Origin of the sequence: Candidatus Sordicultor fermentans, assembly GCF_012728195.1 — a bacterium.
Lineage (GTDB): Bacteria > Atribacterota > Atribacteria > Atribacterales > Caldatribacteriaceae > Sordicultor > Sordicultor fermentans.
The window spans coordinates 1-22,287 of the sequence record NZ_JAAYFP010000112.1 but is presented as its reverse complement, the minus strand read 5'-3'; the positions used below and the strand labels follow the sequence as shown (position 1 = coordinate 22,287).

Genomic DNA, 22,287 nt, shown 5'->3' with positions numbered 1-22,287 from the left:
GGAGATAACACACTTTTAAAAGGCTAGAATTCTATTTTCATTTGCAATAGGTGAGAAATTATTTTATACTATCCTACACTTCAGGATGGAAAGCAAAAGAGGAGGTATTATGAGATATGGCTAATTTGACTAATAAGACTTCTCGTTGTCGACGTAATAAAAGAAGAACTCACTGGGTGGTGAAAGCTCCCCAATTGGTAGATTGTCCTCGCTGTCACCAGCCAAAGTTACCTCATCGGGTTTGTCTGGCTTGTGGTTACTATAAAGGCAGACAAGTGGTGAAAGTCGAAGACTAAGAGAGGCTGGATATGAGGATTGCTCTGGACGGATGGGGAGGAGACTTCGCTCCCGAGGAAATAATAAAAGGAGCGAAGGAGGCTTATTCTTCTGATTATACCCTGGTATTGGTAGGTCCCCGGCAGGAACTCCTCTCTCTTTATTCTCAATGGGGAATGGACGAAGAACATTTTCCCATCGAGGATGCTTCTCAGATAGTAGGTATGGGGGAGTCGCCTACTGAAGCTCTTAAGAAAAAGCCCGATTCTACCATAGCTAAAGGTATTGATTTACTAGCTCAGGGTAAAGTTGATGCCTTTATATCAGCAGGTAATAGCGGGGCGGTTATGACTACTGCCTGGATGAAGCTAAAAAGGATTGTTCAAATAGAGCGTCCAGCCATTGCCGCTCTTATACCTAATCCTAACTCCTGTACCGTTCTTCTGGATGTAGGAGCTAATGTGGATTGTAAGCCCAAACACCTTCTTCATTTTGCAGTTATGGGTGCAGAATATGCCAAGATAGTTTTGAATCTACTTCATCCCCGGGTGGGGTTATTAAATATTGGAGAAGAAGAAGGTAAGGGGAACGAGCTCGTGAGATCCACTTACCAGCTCTTTTATTCTCAGAGTGATTTTTTGCACTTTGATTTTGCCGGTAACGTAGAAGGCCACAATATAGTAGATGGAAAAGTAGACGTGGTGGTATGTGATGGTTTTACTGGCAATGCCCTTTTGAAGTTTGGAGAAGGGTTGATTGCTTTTATTTCCTCTCACCTTCCTCAACAAATAGGCAACCCTCAAGAAGAAGAGAAGTTGAAAGAATTCTGGCGTAAATTGGATAGAAGTGAATATGGAGGAGCACCTCTTTTGGGAGTAGAGGGAGTATGTCTAATCTGTCACGGTAGCTCAAAAGCGAGAGATATAAAGAGTGCCATTAGAGGAGCCCAGGAGTTGATAAAAAGAGGAATAGCAGATAAAATTCGTGAGCGTTTGTCTCAGCTTAATTTGAAAAGTTAGAGGTGGATTATGCGAGGAAGAGTCACAGAAATATTGGGTATCAAGTATCCTATTCTCCAGGGAGGAATGGCCTGGGTATCTACTGCGCCTTTGGTGGCGGCAGTTTCGGAAGCTGGAGGGTTAGGTATCATTGGAGCAGGGGGAATGACGGGAGAGAAGCTAAGAGAGGAGATCAAGAGAACTAAATCTCTTACCGGACAGCCTTTTGGAGTGAACTTGATGCTTTTATCTACTTATATAAAAGAGCAAATTGAAGTGGTTAAAGAGGAAAAAGTTCCAATAGTTACTACCGGTGCAGGAAATCCGGGAGAGCTGGTGGAGGAATTTGCCCGGGAAGGTATTTTAACCATTCCTGTAGTGGCATCTGTTGCTCTGGCTAAAAGGCTATTGCGTCGGGGAATAAAATTAATTATTGCTGAGGGGATGGAAGCAGGTGGTCATATTGGAGAGACAACCACCATGTGTCTGGTTCCCCAGATAGTAGATGCTGTCAGTCCGCTTCCCGTGATTGCTGCCGGAGGAATAGCCGATGGAAGAGGCATGGCGGCCTGTTTTGCTTTAGGAGCAGAAGGAGTACAGATGGGCACTCGTTTTGTCTGCACTGAAGAGTGTGAAGTGCATCATCTTTATAAGGAAGCAATTGTGAAAGCGCAAGACCGCTCTACAATAGTTACTGGCACCACTACCGGTCACCCGGTACGTTGCCTTCGTAATCGTCTGACTCGCCAGTTCGAGGAATTGGAAGCTCGAAGAGCACCTGTTGAAGAAATAGAAGCTCTGGGCTCTGGTAGACTGAGAGAGGCGGTTTGTGGTAATGTAGAGGAAGGATCAGTAATGTCAGGACAAATTGCCGGTCTTATAAAAGATATTAAACCTGTTCAGCAGGTTATTGAAGATATAATCAGAGAATTTAAAGAAACAGTTAAAAAACTGCCTCAGGCGGTGGAGGATTAAAGTGGGCTGGGTGGTTCTTTTTCCTGGACAAGGGGCACAAAAGGTGGGCATGACTAAAGCTTGGTGGGATAATTATCGCCAGGAAACCGAGGAAATTATGGGGAAAGCGAGTGAAATTTGTGGGGTAGATTTGTTGCGTTTGACCCTGGAAGGACCGGAGGAAGAGCTAAACCTCACTTTTAATGCCCAACCAGCTATTTTAGCTACCAGCTTGCTCACCTGGCAGCTCTGGCAGAAAGAGTTTTCTCTGGCAGTGGATGCGGTAGCAGGACACAGTTTAGGAGAATACTCTGCCCTTTGTGCAGCAGAGAGTATAGACTTTGAAGAGGCAATTTTTCTGGTGCGAAAAAGGGGGGAGCTTATGCAAGAAGCCGTCCCCCCGGGAGAGGGAGCTATGGTGGCAGTTTTAGGACTGTCTCAAGAAAAGGTAGAAAATGTAGTGGGAGAGTTTTTCTCTCAGGGGAAAGTAGAAGTAGCCAATATTAATTCTTCTTCTGAAATAGTTCTTTCTCTTTCTCGTTCTCTTTTACCTCAAGTGGTGGATAAACTTGAAAAAGAGGGGAGCAAGAAAGTGGTAGAGTTAAAAGTCAGTGCTCCTTTTCACTCCAGTTTTATGAAAGAAGCAGCAGAGAAGTTTTCTTCCTTTTTGGAGGAAATAGAAATTAAACCTCCCCGTTACCGCTATGTGAGCAATGTAAATGCTCAATATGTTTCCCGTCCCGAAGAAATCAGGGATTTACTGGTCAGGCAAATGTTTTCTCCGGTAAGGTGGAAGGAAGTTATGGACACTCTTTATCGTTGTGAATCTCACCACATCTGGGAGATGGGTCCCGGGACAGTGTTGAGCAAGCTTTTTTCTCGAGAATATCCCGATGTAGAAGTAAAAAATGTAAATTCCTGGAATCGGGGGAGAAAAGAAGATGAGGAGGAAAGAAAAAGATGAGCCTTGAAAATCAAGTAGCCATGGTAACTGGAGGTAGACGAGGTATTGGTTTTACCATTGCTCAAATTTTAGGGAAAAATGGTGCCCGGGTAGCTATAAATGATGTGGCATCTCAGGAGGAGATAGAAAAAGCAGTAGAAGAATTAAAAGAGCAAGGCATAGAAGCCCGGGGATACATCGCGGATGTTACAAAAAAAGAAGAGATTAAAACCGTGGTACAGGATATAATAAACACCTGGGGGCAGATTGATATATTGGTGAACAATGCCGGGATTACAAGAGACGCACTTCTCGTGCGGATGAAAGATGAGGATTGGAAAGCAGTACTTGAGGTAGGGGTGCAGGGAGTTTACTATTGCACCAAAGAAGTCTTGCGGTATATGATGAAAAAGAGATACGGGAGGATAATCAATATTTCTTCGGTAGTAGGAGTAATGGGTAACGCCGGCCAAACTAACTACTCTACCGCGAAAGCAGCTATTCTTGGCTTTACCAAATCTTTAGCCCGGGAGGTGGCGTCCTTAGGTATAACGGTTAACGCTGTAGCTCCTGGTTTTATAAACACGGAAATGACTAAGAAACTGCCGGAGGAGGTGAGAGAAGTCTGGCTTCAGCAGGTGCCTCTCCGTCGCTGGGGAGAGCCTGAAGAGGTGGCTCAAGTGGTCGCTTTTCTGGCTTCTCGAGCTGCTGGATATATTACCGGTCAAACCATCCACGTCAATGGCGGGTTGGTAATGATTTAAAAACTACTTCAGGTAGGAGGTGTAACTATGGATATTTTTTCTAAGGTTAAGGAAATAGTAGTAGATCAGTTAGGAGTAGATGGAGAAGACGTTGCTCCCGATGCTTCCTTTATCGATGATTTGGGGGCTGATTCTCTTGATATCGTGGAGCTAATCATGGCTTTTGAAGAGGAATTTGATATTGAAATACCAGATGAAGATGCAGAAAAAATAACCACAGTGGGAGAAGCAGTAGAATATATCGAGTCTAAAGTAGGATAATTGTATTGCCCCGTGTCTAGTTCGGACATTGACTTTTCAGTGCTGGAGGAAAGAATTGGATATGTCTTTAAAGACGAAGAAGTTCTCAGAACTGCTCTGCGCCACAAATCAGCGCTGGAAGGAAGAGATGGCAGTTGCAACGATAAGTTAGAATGGTTGGGAGATGCGGTAGTCGGTTTTTTTGTTGCCGACTACCTCTTTCACCATTACGATAAACCCCGGAGCTGGTTGTCCTTAGCTAAATCAAAATTGGTAAGTGAAGAGTGTTTAGCTTATTTAGCCCGGAAGATTGAATTGGCAAGGTTTATCGAATTAGGTAAAGGAGAAGAAAGAAGTGGAGGGCGAGAAAAAGATTCTATACTGGCCAGTTCCTTAGAAGCGCTGGCTGGAGCAGTTTTTGTTGACTCCTCTTCTTATGAGGAGACCAGAAAAGTTCTGGAATTAATTTTTTGTGAGGCAGGAGATATTAGTTCTCTTAATCTCTCAGTTAACTATAAGGGGCTGCTTCAGCGGTGGTGCTTGCAATATTATAATTGTCTCCCTCGTTACGAAACTTTAAGTCAGGGGAATCAGGACTTTTATCGGGTAGAGGTTAAGATTGGAGAAAATAGTATAGCCTGGGGAGAGGGTAAGAATAAGAAAAGAGCGGAGCAGGAAGCAGCCAGGAAAGCTTTGGAGGTTTTAAGCAGCGATAATCAATTTCCCAATAAAGGTCAATAATGTATTTAAAGAAAATAATCATTCAAGGCTTCAAATCTTTTGCCCATCTTACCACCATTGATCTTTCTCCAGGTTTAAATGTGGTTGTGGGTCCTAATGGTTCGGGTAAAAGTAACCTCATTGATGCTCTGCGCTGGGTGTGGGGAGATACGGCGCGAGAGCTCAGGGTTACTCAAAACCGGGAAGTCATATTTAACGGCTCAAAAACAGTTAAACCACTGGGAATGGCTGAAATTGAAGTGTGGTGGGGAGACCGGTCAGGGGTAAATCTAAAGGTGGCAAGAAGAATATTTGCCTCTGGAGAGTCAGAATATTTCTTCTGTGATGAAAAAATCCGCTGGAGAGAATGGAAAGAGAATTTAGAAAAAGAAGGCCTGGGAATAGAGCGTTTAAGTGCTGGTATTGTAGGGGCAGGAGATCTGCAAGCCCTGCTTTATGAGACACCTCTGGAGCGGTTGCAATGGTTAGAGACGGTAAGCGGTGCTGGAGAGTGGAAAAAAAAGCTGTATCAGGTTTCTCTCCGTTTGGAAAAAATAGAGAGTAGAAGAAGACTTCTGGAGGAGCGATTAAAAGAGCTGGGCCTTCAAGTAGAAAAATGGAAATTGTGGGCCCAGGAGGAAGAAGAATACCTCTCCCTGGAGAGGGAATGGAGAGAAACCAGAGCACTCTATATTCAGGAAATGATAAGGCTCCGTCAGGAGAAAGTTTCTCTTCTTAAAAAAGAAATAGAAATGGAAGAAGAAAAAATAAGGGAGGGAGAGGAAGAGAAAAGAAAATGGGAGGATATTTTTTCTTCTCTTTCCATTGTTTGGGATAAATGCCAGAGAGAAAAGAGAAATATAGAGAACGAGATAGAGGAAAAGAAGAAAGAGAAAAAGAAAGAAGAGGAAAAACTCTATTATCTTTTAACTGAGATGAGAGAAAACAGGAAAAACTCTCTCCGGATTAAAGAAAAACTTTCCCGGTGGGAAGTGGAGATTAATCTCTGGGAAGAAAGAGAGAGGAAATGGAGAGAAGATTTTTCTTTTGTAGAGAATGAGATAGAGGAAATAGACGACAAAAAGTTAATGCTTCAGCTTGAAGAAAGAGAAAATGCTCTCCGGGAGTTAGAAACAAAGAAAATTCATCTGCGGGAACGAGAGCGTCATTGGAAAGAAGACAGGGAAAAACTGGAAGCCCGTCTCCGGAGTGAGATGCGCAAAGAAAAAAGAACAGAAGAGGAAATTTTGGAGCTCGAAGATAAGATTAAAAGAGGAGAAGAAGATATCAGAGATATAGAAAGTAAATTAGAGAGGAGAAAAGAAGAGGGAAAGATTTTAGAAGAAAAACTGGAAAAAGGGAAGGTAATTCTGCGAAGTGTTTCCCAGAAGATAAATAGCCGAAGGAAAAGAGAGCAAGGGGAGGAGGAATGGGAAAAAGAATTAAATGCTCGAGGCTGGTCTCGGCGGGCGGTACAGGCTCTTGGCTGGCTCTGGGAAAACCAGGATATTGAAAGAGAAAGCCCTGATTTGGAACTGTCTTCACAAGAACCCGGGCGATGGTGTGTTTCTTCTTCTGCTGTGCCTCCTGTTTTCTGGAGAGAGTGCAAGAAAAAAGAAGCTCTTCATCTTTTTCAGAGTGGCGAGCTGCCTGATGAGAATCTGGTAACCTCCGATGGAAGTCTAATCTTTTTGCGCAGTGGATTTCTTTTGTTTCCTGGACAATTAATTTCTTCGGCAGGGGAACCTCGTTTTTATCGCTCTTGGAAGAAAAGAGAAAAAAAGTGGCAGGGTAAAATAGCTTCCTGGGAAAATAAAGTCCGGGATATTGCTAAAGAAGAAAAGAACGAAGAAGAGAAGCTGTGGAAGAAAAAGCTGGAGACAGAGAAAGAAAAAGAAAAATTAGCTTACCGGGAAAAAGAGAAAGAAGAAAGGGAAAGAGAGATAAAAGAACTTAAAAAAGAGATAGAGTTAATAACTGATAAAAAAAGCATTGAAGAGAAAGAACTGGTTACAATAGAAGAAGAGATAGCGAGGGTAAAAGAAAATATCTCTCAAATCCGATGTTGCATAAAAGAACGAGAAAAAGAGAAAATAAAAAAAGAAGAAAGAGAAAGAGAAAGAGAAAAGATTTTGTGGGAGATGCAATCCCTGAAGAAGGAAGCAGAGGAGGCCCTTGAGATTTTAAAGAGAGAAGAAGAGGAAAAAAGAAGATATGGAGAAAGATTGAGCGAAGAAGGAAACAAAATCCGGGTGATAGAAGTTTTCCTGGAGCAGAAGATGAAAGAACAAAAGCAAAAAGAAGAAGAGGAAAAACGCTTAAATGAAGAAATTGATTTAGCTAAGAAAAAAATCCAAGATATAGCAAAAGAGAGGGAAGAGAGAGAAAGGAAATTAGAGAAAGCTCTTATTTTAGAAGAAAAGTTAGATTCGGAGATAAAAGAGTTTTCTCGAGAACTGGAAAAAGTGGGCAGTTTTTGTCCTGCACTTTCCTCAACCCGTGTAGATATAAAAGAGCTGGAGTATTCTCTCCAGAAAAAAGAGGAATTGTTGCAGAAAAAGAGGTTTATTCCTGGAGCAGGTGAAGAATTTGCTCGAGTAGAAGAACGCTTTTCTTCCTTAAAGGAAAAAAATGAGTGCTGTAAAGCCGGTCTGCACCTGGTGGGAGAAGGAGTTTCTCTTGCTCAGAAAGAAATCAGAAAAAGCTTTCAGGAATTTCTTTACGAGGTAAATGAAAGATTTTCTTGCTTTTTTAAAGAAATTTTCCCCGGAGGAGAGGCTCAACTCCTTTTTCAGGGAGATAAAGCAGAAATAGAAGTGCGTCTGCCGGGAAAGAGAAAACAGAATTTGTCTCTTTTATCCAGTGGAGAAAGGTCATTGGTGGCCCTGTGCTTTCTGTTTGCAGTTTTTGAGGTAGCTGATTTACCTTTTTGCTTTCTGGATGAGGTAGATGCTAATTTAGACCATGCCAACAGTCTGCTTCTGGCTCAATTGCTGAAGAATATTTCTCAAGACCGACAGGTGGTGATGGTAACTCACCAGGAAGAAGTGATGGAAGTAGCAGATCAAATAATTGGAGTCACTATGAATGACCCGGGGGTTTCCCAGGCAGTTTGTCTTGACGGGAAATCTTTTCAATAGAAAAAGGAGAGATATGATGGAAAAAGAAACTACCTGGCAGAGATGGGTGAAAGGTATGGGAAAAATGAAGGAGGAGGTAAAAGAACATTTTTCCCAGCTATGGAGCAAAAAAGAAACAGGAGAAAAAGATTGGGAAGAGCTGGAAGAATTGCTCATTCAGGCCGATATGGGGCCTGCCTTATCCCTGGAAATAGTGGAAGAATTTCGGGAGTTTAAAAAGTCCCGGGGAGGAGATGACTGGCAGGAATGGTTATATCAAAAATTGTTCTCTCTTCTGGAGGGAAATGATCCCTCTCTTTTTGCTTCTGCTAAAGAAGGAGAACTAAAGGCTATAATTCTTTCTGGAGTTAATGGAGTGGGAAAGACCACAGCAGCTGGCAAACTGGCTTATCTCTTTAGAAATAAAGGGGAGAAAGTTAGCCTCATTGCTGCTGATACTTTTCGAGCTGCGGCTATGGAGCAGCTGGAGGTTTGGGCACAAAGAGCAAAATGTCGCTATTTTCGGGGGACAGAGGGCGCAGATCCGGGAGCAGTGGTATTCAATGGAATTACCTCTGCTCGCCACCAGGGAGACACTTTAGTTATTATTGATACAGCAGGAAGGTCTCATGTCAACAAGAACCTGCTTGCTGAATTGGAAAAAGTAGTGCGAGTTACTAAAAAGTTGATTCTCCCTTCTAACCTGGAGAGTATTTTAGTTATCGATGCTTTAGCCGGTCAGAATGCTTTTTTACAGGCTCAATCTCTATTTCCAGTGGCTGACCTCAGTGGTATCATTCTCACTAAATGGGATAGCCAGGCTAAAGGGGGAATTGTTTTCCGTATTGGTAAAGAATTTCGTCTTCCGGTGAAATATTTAGGAGTAGGAGAAGGGATAGAAGATCTGGTTCCCTTTGATGCGGAGGAGTTTGTGAAAACTATAGTTTACTGAAAGAACAATGAGGGGTGCACCGTTTTTTGGTTGTTTTTAAAACAATTTCTCAGGGTTTCTTGACAGAGAAGAGCGAGCCGATTATTATCTTATATGTTTCAGTAAAAAGGAGAGTTGTTCGTGTTTGAAGCTTTAACTGACAAATTTAATGCTATTTTTAAAAAGTTGCGGAGTAAAGGAAAATTATCTGAGGAGGATGTAGATGCCATTCTTAAGGAATTGAGAATGGTACTACTGGAATCCGATGTCCACTATCGAGTAGCTAAAGACCTTACCTCTCGGGTAAGAGAAAGAGCGGTGGGGAAAGAGGTGATGGAGAGTGTAACTCCTGGAGAAATGGTTATTAAAATTCTCTGGGAGGAAATTCGCCAGATATTGGGAGGGGAAGCCCGGGAGCTGAATCTTTCTGGTTCTTTTCCTGCTTCTGTGATGATGGTGGGATTGCAGGGCTCAGGTAAGACCACCACTTGCGGGAAACTGGGAGTATATTTGAAAGAAAGAGGTTTCTTTCCTCTTCTGGTCTCCACTGATACCCGCCGTCCAGCAGCCAAAGAACAGCTAAGGATTCTTGCTCAAACGGCAAAATTAGAGTTTTTTGATGATCCTCAGGCTTCTACTCCTCAAGAGATGATAAAGAAGGCTCGAGATTACGCTCGAGAAAAAAGTTTAGATGTAATTTTAGTGGACACTGCAGGTAGATTACATGTAGAAGAAGAGCTTCTTGAGGAGTTGAAAGAGCTAATCGAAGAGGAAGAATTTTCGGAAAGACTTTTAGTTTTAGATGCTACTACCGGCCAGGAAGCAGTGAAGGTAGCCCAGAACTTTGAAAGCTGGGTACATCCTACAGGACTCATCTTAACCAAAGTGGACACTGACGCCCGGGGTGGAGCGGTTCTATCTATTGTGGCTCAAACAGGGTGGCCGGTGAAACTGGTGGGAGTGGGTGAAAAGCTCAATCAGATAGAAGTTTTTCATCCCGATAGAATGGCCAGCCGGATAATGGGATTGGGAGACACTTTGACCTTCATTGAAAAAGTGGATCGAGCCATAAGTGAGGAAGAAAAGAAAAAATTAGAAAAGAAGATAGAGAAAAAGGAGTTAGATTTAAACGATTTTCTGGAAGAGTTGCAGCGGGTGAAAAATGTAGGATCTTTTCAGGAAATTCTGGACATGTTCCCCGGGCAAATACGAGGGATGATGTCTCAGGTGGATGGAGAAAAAAATCTGAAAAGAGTGGAAGCTATAATCAACTCTATGACTCGTGAAGAGCGGGAGAACCCTTCTCTCATTGGTGCCAGTCGCAAAAGGAGGATTGCTCAAGGTAGTGGTACCACAGTACAAGAGGTAAATAAATTACTCAAGCAATTTGAAGATTTTCGTAAGCTATGGAAACAAATGAAGAAAGGCCGCCCTCTTCCTTCTTCTAAGGGGAGAGGATTTTTTGGCTTAGGAAGATAGAGACGAAAGGAGAAGAATAGAAAATGGCGGTGAAATTGAGATTGTCTCGAATTGGTCGTAAGCATCTTCCCTATTATCGAATTGTGGCCATTGATTCTCGAAAAGCGAGAGATGGTAGACCGATCGAAATTCTGGGCAATTATTCTCCCCTGGCCGACCCACCTCTGTGGTCTCTACGGACAGAGCGGATAGAATACTGGATTTCTCAGGGAGCGGAAGTGTCCGACAAAGTTAAAGCTCTTCTTAAAGAAGCGAAGAAGCTGGAGGCTCAGACAAAATGAAAGACCTGGTTGAGTTTATAGTTAAAGCACTGGTAGATCATCCTGAAGAAGTGAAGGTTTCTGAAGTAGAAGGAGAGCAGTCGGTAATTTATGAAATCAGGGTAGCTCAGGAAGATATGGGGAAAATCATCGGGAAGCAAGGAAGAATTGCTCGAGCCCTTCGTACCATTGTTAAGGCAGCAGGAGTAAAAAGAGGGAAGAAAACAGCCGTAGAAATTCTGGAGTAGGTAATAATAAAATAAGGTGAAAAAAGTTCTGGTGTGAAAGGTTCTGAAAGCTCAGGGGTTGCGAGGGATGGTGAAAGTGCTTCCTCTCACAGATTTTGAAGAACGCTTTTCTCCTGGAAGTTCTCTGTGGGTAGGGCTACCTGATGAAGGTTACAGACTTATGACTGTTGCAGAAGCAACTGATGAAGGAAGAACCATTTTAGTTCGTTTTCAGGAAGTTTCTTCTCGCCAGTCAGCAGAGGAAATACAGGGTTTCTTCTTAGCTGTGGAAGAAAAAGAATTGAAAGCTCTTCCTTCCAACCATTTTTATTATTTTGAATTGTTAGGTCTTAAGGTGGTGGAAAAAGGAGAATTAAGGGGTGAGGTAGTGGCTATTGTAGAAGGACCCTCTTATGATTATCTGGTGGTGAGAAAAGAGGAAAAAGAATATGACCTTCCTTTTATTCGTGCCTATGTTCAGGAGGTGAATAAAGAGGAGGGCTTTATTGAGGTAGAATGCCCCGGAGGTTTCTGGGATTGAAACTTCGTATCGATGTGGTTACCCTGTTTCCTCAAGCTATAGAGCCTTACCTGAATGCTTCTATTCTGGGTAAGGCGCAGGAAAAGGGAATAGTGAAAATAAAAGTTCATAATTTACGCAGCTTCACTTTGGATCGCTATAAGACGGTAGACGATTACCCTTTTGGTGGTGGACCGGGAATGGTGCTCAAACCTGAACCTCTGTGGCGGGCAGTGAAATTTATTGAGAGTTATACTGTCAGCACTCCGCGAGTGATTTTGACCAGTCCTCAGGGGTCTTTGTTTTCTCAGGAAAAAGCCCGGGAGCTGGCTCAAGAAGAACACCTCCTTTTCCTTTGTGGCCGCTACCAGGGGGTGGATGAGCGAGTGATAACCTTAACCGGAGCGGAGGAAATCTCCATTGGAGATTATATCCTCTCTGGAGGAGAGCTGGCCGCTCTGGTGATGATTGAGGCTACAGTTCGTCTCATTCCCGGAGTTCTGGGTGATGAAGAATCTATAAAGGCCGATTCTTTTTATAAGGAAGGACTGGGTCCTCCTCAATTCACTCGTCCCCGAGTTTTTCAAGGATTAGAAGTACCGGAAGTTTTATTGTCCGGGAATCACGCTCTTATTGAAGAGTGGAGAAAGAAAAAAGCAGAAGAGAAAACTGCCCGGATACGACCGGAACTTCTGCCAGTTGCTAAGGATAAAAAGGAATGATATATTATAGAAGATTTCCCTCAGGAGGAGGTTCAAATGGATAAAGCAAGAGTTTTACGAGCAGTAGAAAGTAGCTATATTAAAGAAGTTCCTGATGTGCGCCCAGGAGACACAGTGCGATTAACCCTTAAGATTGTAGAAGGTGGTAAAGAAAGGTTTCAAAAATTTGAGGGTTTAGTAATTGGAGTGCGAGGTTCGGGAATAAACCGTAGTATTACAGTGAGGAAGATTTCCTTTGGAGTGGGAGTAGAGCGTATTTTTCCTCTCCATTCTCCTTCTATAGAAAAAATTGAGATTCTGCGTCGAGGCAAGGTAAGAAGGGCTAAACTCTATTACTTAAGAGGCAGGAGTCGCAAGGAGTCCAGGATTGCAGAGAAGCGAGAAGCTTAAAGAGGAAAACGGAGAACCCAAAAAGAAAAGTGTCTGGCGAGAATTGATAGAAACTATCCTCTGGGCCCTTGTTATAGCGCTTTTAATACGCTATTTTGTGATAGAGGGATACTATATTCCCAGTGGCTCTATGGAGCCTACTTTGGTTCCTGGAGAGCGGGTTCTGGTGGCCAAGTTTATTTATCATTTTACCGAACCCCAAAGGGGAGATATTATAGTTTTTCGCTATCCTCTCGATTCTCGCAAAAATCTCATAAAAAGAATTGTGGGTTTGCCCGGAGAGACGATTAAAATTGAAAATGGCCTCGTGTATATAAACGGGGTTCCTCTGGAAGGAGAACTTTTTGCTCGTCCCTACTATGACGCAGGTTACTACGGTCAAGGAGAGAAAGTGATTCCTGAAGATTCTTACTTTGTTTTAGGTGATAACAGTAGTAATAGCGATGATAGCCGGTTCTGGGGATATGTCCCTCGTAAGAATATTTTAGGGCGAGCTTTTCTGGTTTACTGGCCGCCTCAGCGAATTAAAATATTGAGATGATAGAAGAGTTTCTCTGGGAGAGAGGGTATTCTTCTATTGGAGGAGTGGATGAAGCAGGAAGAGGCCCTTTGGCCGGGCCTCTTGTAGCTGCTTGTGTGGTTTTGCCTCGCTATTGTTATCTCCCGGGGGTGAGAGATTCCAAGTCTCTTTCTCCTTCTCAAAGGGAAAAGCTGTATCGAGAAATATGCTCTTCCTCCCTGGCTATAGGGATAGGGATGGTGGGGGAAAGATTTATCGATGCAGCAGGCATAGAAAAAGCCAACGTTTTTGTTTTTCAAGAAGCCATCTATCGGGCTTCTTCTTCTCGTTTTCCTGAATTTTTGATTTTAGACTGGGTTAAAGTCCCCTTTCTTCAGACTCCTTCTTTGTCTCTACCTCAAGCAGAAAGCAAAAGTTTGGCTGTGGCAGCAGCTTCTGTGGTGGCTAAAGTGTTCAGGGATGAAATTATGGAAAACTTTTATCAGCCTCTTTTTCCCCATTACAGTTTTTCTCAACACAAAGGATATGGTACCTCTCTCCATCGAAGAGAAATTGAGGAATGGGGTCTTGAAGATTGCCATCGCTTGAGCTTCTGTCGGAAATATGAAAAACAGAGACAAGGGTAAAAAGGGAGAGTTGATAGCCCAGAAATGGGTAAAGAGCAAGCTGCGTCTCGAGATTTTGGAGACTAATTTCCGTTCTCCCTGGGGAGAAATAGATATAATTGCTCGTGACCGTGATACCTGGGTGTTTATAGAAGTAAAAACGAGAGAGAGCCTAAAGGCTGGACTTCCAGAAGAGGCAGTCACCCGGGAAAAACAAAATAAAATCCGTCGCTCTGCTCTTTTTTATTTGCAAAAGAAAGGTTATAACCCGGAGGACGTTTTTTTTCGTTTTGATGTTTTAGCTATCCGAAAAGAAAAAGGTAAGTTGCAATTTTTTTATTATCCTGGATCTTTTTAGAGGGGGGTGTAATTTTGTTAGCCAGAGTCTTGAGTGCCACGGTCTGGGGAGTGGATGCTCGATTGGTGGAAGTAGAGGTGGATGTTGCTTCAGGTCTTCCCACTTTTCAGATAGTAGGTCTTCCCGACACTGCAGTACAGGAAGCCAGAGAAAGAGTGCGCAGTGCGATCAAAAATAGCGGTTTTTTCTTTCCTGGCGGTAGAGTAACGGTTAATTTAGCCCCTGCTTCTTTAAAAAAGAGTGGAAGTGAATTTGACCTTCCCATTGCTCTGGGGGTGCTGGCTGCTACTGGACAGATGAAGTTCACCTCTTCTTCGGTGGTGGCCATGGGAGAATTATCTCTTTCCGGGGAGATAAAACCGATAAATGGTGCTCTTCCCGTAGCTCATTTCCTTTCTTTGAGTGGTAAGAATTACCGATTGTTTTTAGCTCGAGAAAATACCAAAGAAGGGGCATTGGTGGAAAACTTAGAAGTTTATGGTTTTCGCCACCTTAACGAAGTTTGTGATTTTTTGCAGGGCAAAATAGATTTATCGCCTGTCACTTTAGACCGGGAAAGTCTTTTTTCTTTGGAGGGAGTGGGAGAAGACTTAGAAGCAGTAAAAGGACAGAGAGGAGGGAAAAGAGCTTTAGAGATTGCCGCTGCTGGAGGACATCATCTTTTATTAATCGGTCCTCCTGGTTCGGGTAAAACCATGTTGGCCCGGAGATTGCCTTCTTTGTTTCCTCCTTTATCTTTAGATGAGGCAATTGAGGTAACCAAAATTCACAGTGTAGCTGGTCTTCTTTCTGAGAAGCGGCCCTTGATTTCTCAGCGTCCTTTTCGTGCTCCTCATCATACCATCTCCGATGTGGCTTTGATTGGAGGAGGGCAATGGCCTCGCCCTGGAGAGGTGAGTCTGGCTCACCATGGGGTTCTGTTTTTAGATGAGGCTCTGGAATTTCGACGCAACGTTTTAGAAGCCTTACGAGAGCCTTTAGAAGTAGGAAAAATAACAGTAGCCCGTGCTTCTACCACTATTACTTATCCTGCTTCCTTCACTCTGGCACTGGCTTGTAACCCCTGTCCTTGTGGATACTTAGGAGATACTAAAAAAACCTGTACCTGTTCTTATCGGCAGATTGCGAGATACCGGGCTAAATTATCAGGCCCTCTCCTGGACCGCATTGATTTACAGGTGGAGATACCTCGTTTAGATTTTTCTGAAATTGCTTCAGAAAAAAAAGAAGAAAGTTCTCAAGAAGTGAGAGAAAGAGTAAAAAGAGCTCGAGAAATCCAGGCTGAGCGTTTCCGGGGAGAGAAAATCCGTCTCAATGGCCAGATGAGTGCTCGCTACCTCCGGCGTTTCTCATCTCTGGGGGGTGAAGCCAAAAAACTTCTCGAGGCTTCTATGGAATCTTTAGCTTTGAGTGCCCGTGCTTATCACCGGATTCTCAAGGTAGCAAGAACCATTGCTGATCTGGAGCAGTCGGAGACTATTCGGGTAGAGCATGTGGCAGAAGCTATTCATTATCGTTCTTTAGATCGGAAGTATGAGGAGTTTTGAGGTGGAGGACAGGAATTTCTGGATAGCTTTTAACCACGTGATGGGAATTGGTCCTATTCGTTTCCAGAAATTATTAAATGTTTTTGGCGATGCTAAAACTGCCTGGAGGGCGGGAGTGAAAGAGTTAAGCGAGATAATTGGTCCTGGTATGGCTCAAAAAGTGGAGGAAGAGAGAAAAAAAATCGAGCCGGAAAAGTTGAGAGAAAGAATTGAAAGTAAAAATTTTAAGGTTCTCACCCTGAGAGATGATTTTTATCCTTCTCTTCTTCGTAACATTTCTAATCCCCCTTTTTTGCTTTATATGTGGGGTGACTTCGATTTTAACCAGCTTGACCTTTTTATTTCTATAGTAGGCACTCGCAGGCCTACTCCTTATGGAAGGAAGATAGCCAGAATTTTAGCTTCTGAATTGGCTAAAGATAAATGGGTGATAGTGAGCGGGTTAGCTCTGGGTATTGATGGGGAAGCTCACAGTAGCGTGGTAAGAGAGGGAGGGATTACCGTAGGGGTTTTAGGAAGTGGTTTGGAGGTTATTTATCCTTCTTCTCACCGGCGATTGGCTGAGGAAATAGTGGATGGAGGAGGCGCCATAATTAGCGAGTATCCTCCTCTGTGCCCTCCCCGCCCGGAGAACTTTCCTCCTCGTAATCGAATTATCAGTGGCTTAACTCAAGGAGTGGTGGTGGTAGAAGCTCCAAAGCGCAGCGGTGCTCTGATTACGGCGGATTTTGCTCTGGAACAGGGGAGAGAGGTGATGGCGGTTCCCGGTTCTATTTTTTCTCCGCAAAGTGAAGGGGCCAATAATCTCATTGCTCAGGGAGCAAAGCTGATACAGAATAAGGAGGATATTTTAGAAGCTTTAGGTTTTTCTTCCGGAAAGGCAAAAAAGTCTTATGGAGAGGACTCGCCGCTTTCTGGAGAAAAGGGGGAGCTATTTTCTTTTATTGATTCTTCCGGGGTGTTTAAAGAAGAGCTGCTTCAGCTTACCGGCTGGGAAGAGGGTAAATTTTTCCGTGTTTTACTTTCTCTGGAATTACAAGGATTGGTGCAGGAGTCACCAGGAGGAAAAATTTTCCGGTTGTAAGTGAGCCAACTATATAAATAATCGGGAGAGCCATAAGTTTTCGCTTCGTAACTATTTTTAATTCTCTTTTACACTTTGCCGTTTCGGGTGTCAATTGCGACTCCCTCCTTTGCTTGTGTGCCAACTCTGCTTTTTCTCCCCTCGGAAGGAGCTTTTCCTTCTTTTCTTCTTCCCCTTGTGGGAGTGCCCGGGTCACCTGCGAGATCAATGATTGGACAGGGTGGGTAAGGGAGGGGGAAAAAGAAAGGGATTTATAAGGGGGCGAATCCCCTTATAACCGATAGAGGTATTCAGAGGGATGGATGAGGAGTGATAGGGAAAAAGCAATAGGGGATACCATCTTGTGTCTCTGTTTCAGGAAAAACAAAATATCATCTTTTTTCAATAACTTGTTTATGATATGCTAAATTAAATTCTATTAATAGGAGGAAAAGGCAATGAAGATAGGAGTATTTTTGGTACTTTTCCAAAATGAGCCTCTGGAGAAAGCTCTTGATTATGTTAAAGGGATAGGAGCAGAAGCGGTGGAGATTGGCACCGGAGGATATCCAGGTAATGCTCACTTAAACCCGGAAGAGTTTCTTGCTAAAGAAGATAATATAAAAAGACTTAAAGAAGCAGTAGCTTCCCGGGGGTTGGAAATCAGTGGTCTGAGCTGTCATGGTAACCCGGTTCATCCCAATAAAGAAATAGCTGAAAAGCATCACCGGGATTTTGAAAACACAGTTCTTTTAGCTGAAAAACTGGGAGTAAAAAACGTGATTACTTTCTCCGGTTGCCCGGGTGATTCAGAGAATTCTAGATACCCTAACTGGGTTACCTGCCCCTGGCCCAATGATTTTTTAGAAGTAGTTAATTGGCAATGGGAGGAGAAGCTGATTCCTTACTGGAAAAAAGCTGGTCAATTTGCTCGAGATCACGGGGTTCGGGTGGCTTTTGAGATGCACCCTGGTTTTTGTGTGTACAATCCCGAGACTTTATTAAAAATCCGTAGCGCGGTTGGAGATGTAATCGGGGCTAATTTTGATCCCAGCCATCTTTTCTGGCAGGGGATGGACCCTCTTTTAGCCCTGAGAGCTCTGGAAGGTGCAGTTTACCATGTTCACGCTAAAGATACTAAAATTGATCCCAAAAATAGCCCGGTAAATGGAAACCTGGACACTAAACCCTACACTCAAGAGAGTCAGAGGTCCTGGATATTCCGAACCATTGGCTATGGGCATGATCTGGGTTTCTGGAAAGATTTTGTGAGCACTTTGCGTCTCATCGGCTATGATGAAGTTTTGTCTATTGAGCACGAAGATTCTCTTATGTCGGGGAGGGAAGGTTTTGAAAAAGCAGTGGCTCTTTTGAAAGAAGTAGTGATTAAAGAAAAAACTGGGGAAGCCTGGTGGGTGTAGTTTTTTTTGAGAGTGCCTGTTCATTTTTACGAATTTAGGGAGTTAAAAATTAGTCATAAATATTAAGAGAGCTTATGATGAAACAGATGAAGGCGATGGTTTTAGAATATTGGTAGATAGATTTTGCCCTCGAGGTTTAAGGTAGGGAAGAGCAAATATTGATCTATGGTTGAAAGATATTACCCCAAGCGAAGAAGTGATAAAGTGGTTTTCTCGTGATCCGCCAAAGCGGAATGAATTTAAACAAAAATATTTTCAGGAGTTAGACCACAAAAAAGAGCTGGTTTCGCTTATCATTCAGAAAGCAATGGAAGAAAAATTTATCCTTTCATATGGAGAAAGGAAGAAAAATTTAATAACGGAATAGTTTTAAAAAAGTATATCGAAACTACAATGGGATGAGGTTTAAAGATGACAGTGATAGTTGGTTCTTCTGTGAGGAAAAGATTAGATAGTAATAGGAGGTAAAATATGTCTAAATCTAAAGAGGAGCTCTACCAGGAACGCTTGAAGAGGTATACAAAAGCGATGAAGAATGAGAAGCCAGACAGGATTCCCATTCGCCCTTTTGTAGCCGAGTTTACCGCTCTTTATGCTGGCTACACCTGTCAAGAAGTGACCCACGACTATGAGAAAGCTTTTTTGGCGGTAAGAAAATGTGCTGCTGATTTTGATTGGGATGCAATAGTGGGTAATATGGTATATGTGTGGACTGGTTTAACTCAAGCTATCAATCTTACTTACTATGCTGTGCCAGGTATCGATATTCCCCCCGATGTGGGTTTTCAGTACCGGGAACCTCCAGAGGAGGAAGCTTTTATGAAGAGTGAGGAATATGATGATCTGATTAAAGACCCTACTGGTTATCTTTTCAATATCTGGCTTCCCCGAGTTTCCCGGGATATTGTTCCTCCAAAAGAGTCAGCCACTTTTCGTCATAACCTGGCTTTGTTGAAAGGAGGGATGGCTATGATGCAGTACTTCGATGCTCTGGGGAGGCAAAACCAGCTTTTGCGAGAGGAAACCGGAACGGTTTCTGCTATCTCTGGAATCTTAAAAGCTCCCCTTGATATCTTAGCTGATAAATTACGGGGGTATTATGGTCTGGCTCGAGACTTGATGGAGCGTCCTGATAAAGTATTAGCCGCTTGCGAAGCTTTAATGCCTCATCTTCTCCAGGTGGCTCTTTCTGGAGCAGACCCGGAAAAGAATGTTCCGGTGGCTATGTGGATGCATCGTACCTCTGTTCCTTTTATCAGTCCTCAGCATTTTCAAGACATCTACTGGCCTACCACTAAACCTATTTTAGAAGAACTGTGGAACAACGGCCATCAGACTCTCCTTTATGCTGAAGGCAATTGGGACTTTCATCTCTCTACTTTTCGAGAGTTGCCGGCAGGGAGTGTTGTCTTCCATGTGGATAGGAGCGATATATTTGAAGCCCATCGGGTTTTGGGGGATAAATTCTGTATAAGCGGGGGCATACCTAATACCCTTTTATCAATAGGAGCACCCGAAGAAGTTCGGGATTATTGCAAAAAAGTGATTGACGGAGTAGCTCGAGATGGTGGATACGTTATGGATGCCAGTGCTATCGTCCAGAATGATGCTCGAGTGGAGAATGTTAAAGCACTGACTGATTTTACCCGAGAATATGGTCAATATTAGGAGGATAAAATGGAAGAGATGAAGAGAAATCCGGGAGTTTGTATTCCCTGGGAGGAAAAAGTTAAGGAATTGCCCCCTATAAGTGGGGATAAAGAATTAGCGCGCCGTGTTTGGGAGGAAGTTGATTTCCTGGGTTACCTATTTATCTGGCACTGTTTGGTCTCTTTTTAGGGAGATTTTTCCAGAATAATTCCTTGATATTTGTCTAAAATTTCCTCTCTCCAGGATAGGAATTTTTCCTCAATTTCTCTCTGGAGCACCGAGTTCTTTCCTCCTTCTTCGAGAAAGGTGAGGAGGAGCTCTTTAATCTCTCTGGCTTTTCGGTCGGGAGGAGAAAGCTTTTCTACCTCAAGTGGTGAGGGAGGAAACCCTAATTCTATCTTTAGGAGTATTTTTTGTGCTTCATTGTGGAAAGTCACAATTTTGTCTATAGATGCTTTCCCTGAAGCCAGATTGGGAACAAAAAAAGTCAACATGGCAAAAACTACAAAGGCAATGGTTACCCAGTAGAGTACTTCTTCTAAAGTTCTTTTCCACCGAATCCAGGAAGTGCCAGGACTTACTATCCACCCGAGAAGCATGCCACTGAGCACTCCTCCTAGGTGAGCGGCATTATCTATAGCAGGAGAAAATGCGCCAATGAGGAGGTTTATCAGGATGAAAGGCAGGAGATTCATTCCTACCTGGTGAAGGGAAGTATGGCGATATTTCAGGCCACTGGCAAAAATTGCCCCTGCTAAGCCGAATATGGCACCACTTGCTCCTACTCCTATCTGGGAGTAATTCAGTAAATAAGATAAGATGCTACCACTCAGTCCTGAGACGATGTAGATGCCAAAGAACTTGCGATATCCATATATTTCTTCTGCCATACGTCCTAAATAATAGAGCGCATATAAATTGAAAAATAAGTGCCACAGATTTCCGTGGAGGAAAATACAGATAAGAAGTCTCTGCCACTCCCCATTAGCAATAAGGGGGCCGAATTTAGCTCCCCAGCGTAGTAAATTGCTCAAGGTAAAGCCACCGCTAAAAATGGTGGCTAAGAAAAATATAATGTTAGAGGCAATCAGATAATTGACCATTAATTAAGCTTGAGCAGCCGCTCTAAAAACTTCTTCTATTTCTTTTCTCATTTTCTCATCGCTCTTTACGTAATTATTGATTTCACTGCTTAGTTTAACCAGCAGGTATAACCAGTAAATAGATAAAGTGATGACACTTAAAATTATAAAAGTTATTATGTTGCGTGAGGGAATGCGATAAACCTCGCCGGAGAGAGACACTCCTTTTTCCTCTTTTAAATAATGGTAAACTTTGTTTTTAAGGTTGGACACTTTACTTGTAGATTTGAAAATATTGTTTATATAAAAAGATAGAAATATAAATCCCAGCAGGCTGAACAGGAGGGCATACCAACCGGTAAAGAGACTGATGATATACATTGCTAAGTACACCCAATAAGGCCAAGTTGGTATAGTGAATTCTTCCATTCGATTGGCAAAAAATCCTATTTCTCCTCGCAGAGGATCCTCTATGCGCTCTTTTAAGTAGAGAAACATCTGCTGGGTATTACTTAAATTCTGGTTAATTACTGCTGACCACTGATATAGGACTATGGCCTGGAGGATGAGTCCAATAAGGCCAAAGAGAGCAACTACCCCCCAGGAGGCAAGAGCTCCTGTTAACTCTCCCGCAGCAAACATAAATCTGCCTGCTACTCCCAGTATAATAGAAATAACCACGAAAATCACTGCTAATACTGCTGCTACCATATTTACCTGTTCTTCTTCTAAAAATTGGGATATCATTATAATAACCCTCCTTTTACTTTATTTCTTTCATTTTAACATTTATTTTTGTACAATACGAAAATTTTTCTTTAAAAATGATCTGCTTTTTGAAAAATATCAGTTCTGAACAAAGTTAGGTTCATTAATTATATAATTGTGCAAGCTTGAAGAGCCAGGCTTAGAAACTTCACGGTTAGAACAAAATTGCTCCTCAAAACTCAAATGGAGGGATTTTGAAATGGTTCACTCTGGGTGGGAGTTTTTGTCTGATTGTTTTATGATAGAACACTCAGTAGTTTGCTTAAGTTCAGGAAAAACTGTAAACAGAGAGGATTAAACAACCTACCTTAAAATCTCTTTTTGTTTTGACATCAGGGCCACCTTAAGGCTTATAAAACTCCTTTCTCAAAAACTGTATGGCTATGTGATGGTGCAGGAGAAAGAGTCGAGTACAAGGGAGGAAGGTTACCACACTTTTTTAGTGGTCATAAAAGTAGGGGGGTTTTCAAACATCCCCAGGTGTTTTACCCCAGAGCTGTGCCCATGCCAATTATAGCAAATGCAGTGATGATGGTGTCAAGATTTTTAAGGTTCTCTATCGAAAGAGATGGGAAGGTTTGTAAGGATTATACTTCCTCTCTCCAGGCCAGCTTTGACTACTCTGGGAATTTTTACTCAATGTATGGAATAACTATCGTTATCCTCTGGTGTTCATTAATAGCCCGGGCAAGAGAACACTTACTCTGGGAATAACTTTGTTCAGGGGAGA

The 22,287-nt window shown here is 42.7% G+C and carries 25 protein-coding genes and 1 pseudogene; 24 read left to right on the top strand and 2 right to left on the bottom strand.

Features of this window, described 5'->3' with window-relative positions:
• The first annotated feature begins 116 nt into the window (after positions 1–116).
• The 24 genes and pseudogenes from rpmF (at position 117) to GXZ17_RS05750 (ending at position 19,896) form a co-directional block, all read left to right on the top strand.
• Positions 117–296 (top strand): 50S ribosomal protein L32, encoded by a 180-nt coding sequence (rpmF, locus tag GXZ17_RS05865; RefSeq protein ID WP_409376357.1) that lies wholly within the window; start codon positions 117–119, stop codon positions 294–296.
• Between the two features lie 12 nt (positions 297–308).
• Positions 309–1,295: a phosphate acyltransferase PlsX gene (plsX, locus tag GXZ17_RS05860; RefSeq protein ID WP_409376356.1), complete on the top strand. Its 987-nt coding sequence runs from the start codon at positions 309–311 to the stop codon at positions 1,293–1,295.
• Between the two features lie 9 nt (positions 1,296–1,304).
• Entirely contained in the window at positions 1,305–2,249 is a 945-nt protein-coding gene (fabK, locus tag GXZ17_RS05855) for an enoyl-[acyl-carrier-protein] reductase FabK (protein ID WP_409376355.1), read from the top strand.
• Between the two features lies 1 nt (position 2,250).
• Entirely contained in the window at positions 2,251–3,192 is a 942-nt protein-coding gene (fabD, locus tag GXZ17_RS05850; RefSeq protein WP_409376354.1) for an ACP S-malonyltransferase, read from the top strand.
• Entirely contained in the window at positions 3,189–3,935 is a 747-nt protein-coding gene (gene fabG / locus GXZ17_RS05845; protein WP_409376353.1) for a 3-oxoacyl-[acyl-carrier-protein] reductase, read from the top strand. The genes fabD and fabG overlap by 4 nt, the downstream gene beginning before the upstream one ends.
• Before the next feature lie 27 nt (positions 3,936–3,962).
• Complete coding sequence (locus GXZ17_RS05840; protein WP_409376352.1) at positions 3,963–4,196, top strand: acyl carrier protein; 234 nt, start codon at positions 3,963–3,965, stop codon at positions 4,194–4,196.
• A 12-nt stretch (positions 4,197–4,208) separates the two neighbouring features.
• A complete protein-coding gene (gene rnc, locus GXZ17_RS05835; RefSeq protein WP_409376351.1) occupies positions 4,209–4,916 on the top strand; it encodes a ribonuclease III in 708 nt (235 codons plus the stop codon).
• Positions 4,916–8,035, top strand: a complete 3,120-nt coding sequence (locus GXZ17_RS05830) for an AAA family ATPase (RefSeq protein ID WP_409376350.1) — start codon at positions 4,916–4,918, stop codon at positions 8,033–8,035. Before rnc ends, GXZ17_RS05830 begins: the two co-directional genes overlap by 1 nt.
• A gap of 13 nt (positions 8,036–8,048) precedes the next feature.
• Positions 8,049–8,966, top strand: coding sequence for a signal recognition particle-docking protein FtsY (gene ftsY, locus GXZ17_RS05825; protein WP_409376349.1), 918 nt, complete (start codon positions 8,049–8,051; stop codon positions 8,964–8,966).
• A 120-nt stretch (positions 8,967–9,086) separates the two neighbouring features.
• A complete protein-coding gene (gene ffh / locus GXZ17_RS05820; protein ID WP_409376348.1) occupies positions 9,087–10,424 on the top strand; it encodes a signal recognition particle protein in 1,338 nt (445 codons plus the stop codon).
• Positions 10,425–10,447: 23 nt separating this feature from the next.
• Complete coding sequence (gene rpsP / locus GXZ17_RS05815; RefSeq protein WP_409376347.1) at positions 10,448–10,705, top strand: 30S ribosomal protein S16; 258 nt, start codon at positions 10,448–10,450, stop codon at positions 10,703–10,705.
• Entirely contained in the window at positions 10,702–10,932 is a 231-nt protein-coding gene (locus GXZ17_RS05810) for a KH domain-containing protein (protein WP_409376346.1), read from the top strand. The genes rpsP and GXZ17_RS05810 overlap by 4 nt, the downstream gene beginning before the upstream one ends.
• 43 nt (positions 10,933–10,975) lie before the next feature.
• The gene (gene rimM, locus GXZ17_RS05805; protein ID WP_409376366.1) at positions 10,976–11,452 is read left to right on the top strand and encodes a ribosome maturation factor RimM; all 477 of its coding nucleotides are present in this window, start codon (positions 10,976–10,978) and stop codon (positions 11,450–11,452) included.
• Complete coding sequence (gene trmD, locus GXZ17_RS05800) at positions 11,449–12,153, top strand: tRNA (guanosine(37)-N1)-methyltransferase TrmD (protein WP_409376345.1); 705 nt, start codon at positions 11,449–11,451, stop codon at positions 12,151–12,153. The genes rimM and trmD overlap by 4 nt, the downstream gene beginning before the upstream one ends.
• A 36-nt stretch (positions 12,154–12,189) precedes the next feature.
• Positions 12,190–12,543: a 50S ribosomal protein L19 gene (rplS, locus tag GXZ17_RS05795; RefSeq protein WP_409376344.1), complete on the top strand. Its 354-nt coding sequence runs from the start codon at positions 12,190–12,192 to the stop codon at positions 12,541–12,543.
• Entirely contained in the window at positions 12,521–13,084 is a 564-nt protein-coding gene (gene lepB, locus GXZ17_RS05790) for a signal peptidase I (protein WP_409376343.1), read from the top strand. The genes rplS and lepB overlap by 23 nt, the downstream gene beginning before the upstream one ends.
• A complete protein-coding gene (locus tag GXZ17_RS05785; protein WP_409376342.1) occupies positions 13,081–13,689 on the top strand; it encodes a ribonuclease HII in 609 nt (202 codons plus the stop codon). Before lepB ends, GXZ17_RS05785 begins: the two co-directional genes overlap by 4 nt.
• Positions 13,667–14,026: a YraN family protein gene (locus GXZ17_RS05780; protein WP_409376341.1), complete on the top strand. Its 360-nt coding sequence runs from the start codon at positions 13,667–13,669 to the stop codon at positions 14,024–14,026. Before GXZ17_RS05785 ends, GXZ17_RS05780 begins: the two co-directional genes overlap by 23 nt.
• A gap of 14 nt (positions 14,027–14,040) precedes the next feature.
• Entirely contained in the window at positions 14,041–15,573 is a 1,533-nt protein-coding gene (locus GXZ17_RS05775) for a YifB family Mg chelatase-like AAA ATPase (RefSeq protein ID WP_409376340.1), read from the top strand.
• Between the two features lies 1 nt (position 15,574).
• A complete protein-coding gene (dprA, locus tag GXZ17_RS05770) occupies positions 15,575–16,657 on the top strand; it encodes a DNA-processing protein DprA (protein ID WP_409376339.1) in 1,083 nt (360 codons plus the stop codon).
• A gap of 437 nt (positions 16,658–17,094) precedes the next feature.
• Positions 17,095–18,057: a sugar phosphate isomerase/epimerase family protein gene (locus GXZ17_RS05765; RefSeq protein ID WP_409376338.1), complete on the top strand. Its 963-nt coding sequence runs from the start codon at positions 17,095–17,097 to the stop codon at positions 18,055–18,057.
• A 55-nt stretch (positions 18,058–18,112) separates the two neighbouring features.
• Positions 18,113–18,424 (top strand): annotated as a pseudogene (locus GXZ17_RS05760) (DUF488 domain-containing protein).
• 104 nt (positions 18,425–18,528) lie between these two features.
• Complete coding sequence (locus tag GXZ17_RS05755; protein ID WP_409376337.1) at positions 18,529–19,725, top strand: uroporphyrinogen decarboxylase family protein; 1,197 nt, start codon at positions 18,529–18,531, stop codon at positions 19,723–19,725.
• Between the two features lie 9 nt (positions 19,726–19,734).
• Entirely contained in the window at positions 19,735–19,896 is a 162-nt protein-coding gene (locus tag GXZ17_RS05750; RefSeq protein WP_409376336.1) for a hypothetical protein, read from the top strand.
• Here GXZ17_RS05750 and GXZ17_RS05745 read toward each other — a convergent pair.
• Both GXZ17_RS05745 and GXZ17_RS05740 read right to left on the bottom strand, forming a co-directional pair.
• Positions 19,893–20,810 carry a rhomboid family intramembrane serine protease gene (locus GXZ17_RS05745; RefSeq protein WP_409376335.1) on the bottom strand — a complete coding sequence of 306 codons (918 nt, stop codon included), beginning with the start codon at positions 20,808–20,810 and terminating at the stop codon, positions 19,893–19,895. The genes GXZ17_RS05750 and GXZ17_RS05745 overlap by 4 nt on opposite strands.
• 3 nt (positions 20,811–20,813) lie before the next feature.
• Entirely contained in the window at positions 20,814–21,536 is a 723-nt protein-coding gene (locus tag GXZ17_RS05740; protein ID WP_409376334.1) for a DUF4234 domain-containing protein, read from the bottom strand.
• Positions 21,537–22,287: the final 751 nt, after the last annotated feature.

Coding starts and splice junctions, on each gene's coding strand:
- rpmF (WP_409376357.1), top strand. CDS start 117: ATGGCTAATTTGACTAATAAGACTTCTCGTTGTCGACGTAATAAAAGA.
- plsX (WP_409376356.1), top strand. CDS start 309: ATGAGGATTGCTCTGGACGGATGGGGAGGAGACTTCGCTCCCGAGGAA.
- fabK (WP_409376355.1), top strand. CDS start 1,305: ATGCGAGGAAGAGTCACAGAAATATTGGGTATCAAGTATCCTATTCTC.
- fabG (WP_409376353.1), top strand. CDS start 3,189: ATGAGCCTTGAAAATCAAGTAGCCATGGTAACTGGAGGTAGACGAGGT.
- GXZ17_RS05840 (WP_409376352.1), top strand. CDS start 3,963: ATGGATATTTTTTCTAAGGTTAAGGAAATAGTAGTAGATCAGTTAGGA.
- GXZ17_RS05830 (WP_409376350.1), top strand. CDS start 4,916: ATGTATTTAAAGAAAATAATCATTCAAGGCTTCAAATCTTTTGCCCAT.
- ftsY (WP_409376349.1), top strand. CDS start 8,049: ATGATGGAAAAAGAAACTACCTGGCAGAGATGGGTGAAAGGTATGGGA.
- rpsP (WP_409376347.1), top strand. CDS start 10,448: ATGGCGGTGAAATTGAGATTGTCTCGAATTGGTCGTAAGCATCTTCCC.
- GXZ17_RS05810 (WP_409376346.1), top strand. CDS start 10,702: ATGAAAGACCTGGTTGAGTTTATAGTTAAAGCACTGGTAGATCATCCT.
- rplS (WP_409376344.1), top strand. CDS start 12,190: ATGGATAAAGCAAGAGTTTTACGAGCAGTAGAAAGTAGCTATATTAAA.
- GXZ17_RS05785 (WP_409376342.1), top strand. CDS start 13,081: ATGATAGAAGAGTTTCTCTGGGAGAGAGGGTATTCTTCTATTGGAGGA.
- GXZ17_RS05780 (WP_409376341.1), top strand. CDS start 13,667: ATGAAAAACAGAGACAAGGGTAAAAAGGGAGAGTTGATAGCCCAGAAA.
- GXZ17_RS05765 (WP_409376338.1), top strand. CDS start 17,095: ATGAAGATAGGAGTATTTTTGGTACTTTTCCAAAATGAGCCTCTGGAG.
- GXZ17_RS05755 (WP_409376337.1), top strand. CDS start 18,529: ATGTCTAAATCTAAAGAGGAGCTCTACCAGGAACGCTTGAAGAGGTAT.
- GXZ17_RS05750 (WP_409376336.1), top strand. CDS start 19,735: ATGGAAGAGATGAAGAGAAATCCGGGAGTTTGTATTCCCTGGGAGGAA.
- GXZ17_RS05745 (WP_409376335.1), bottom strand. CDS start 20,810: ATGGTCAATTATCTGATTGCCTCTAACATTATATTTTTCTTAGCCACC.
- GXZ17_RS05740 (WP_409376334.1), bottom strand. CDS start 21,536: ATGATATCCCAATTTTTAGAAGAAGAACAGGTAAATATGGTAGCAGCA.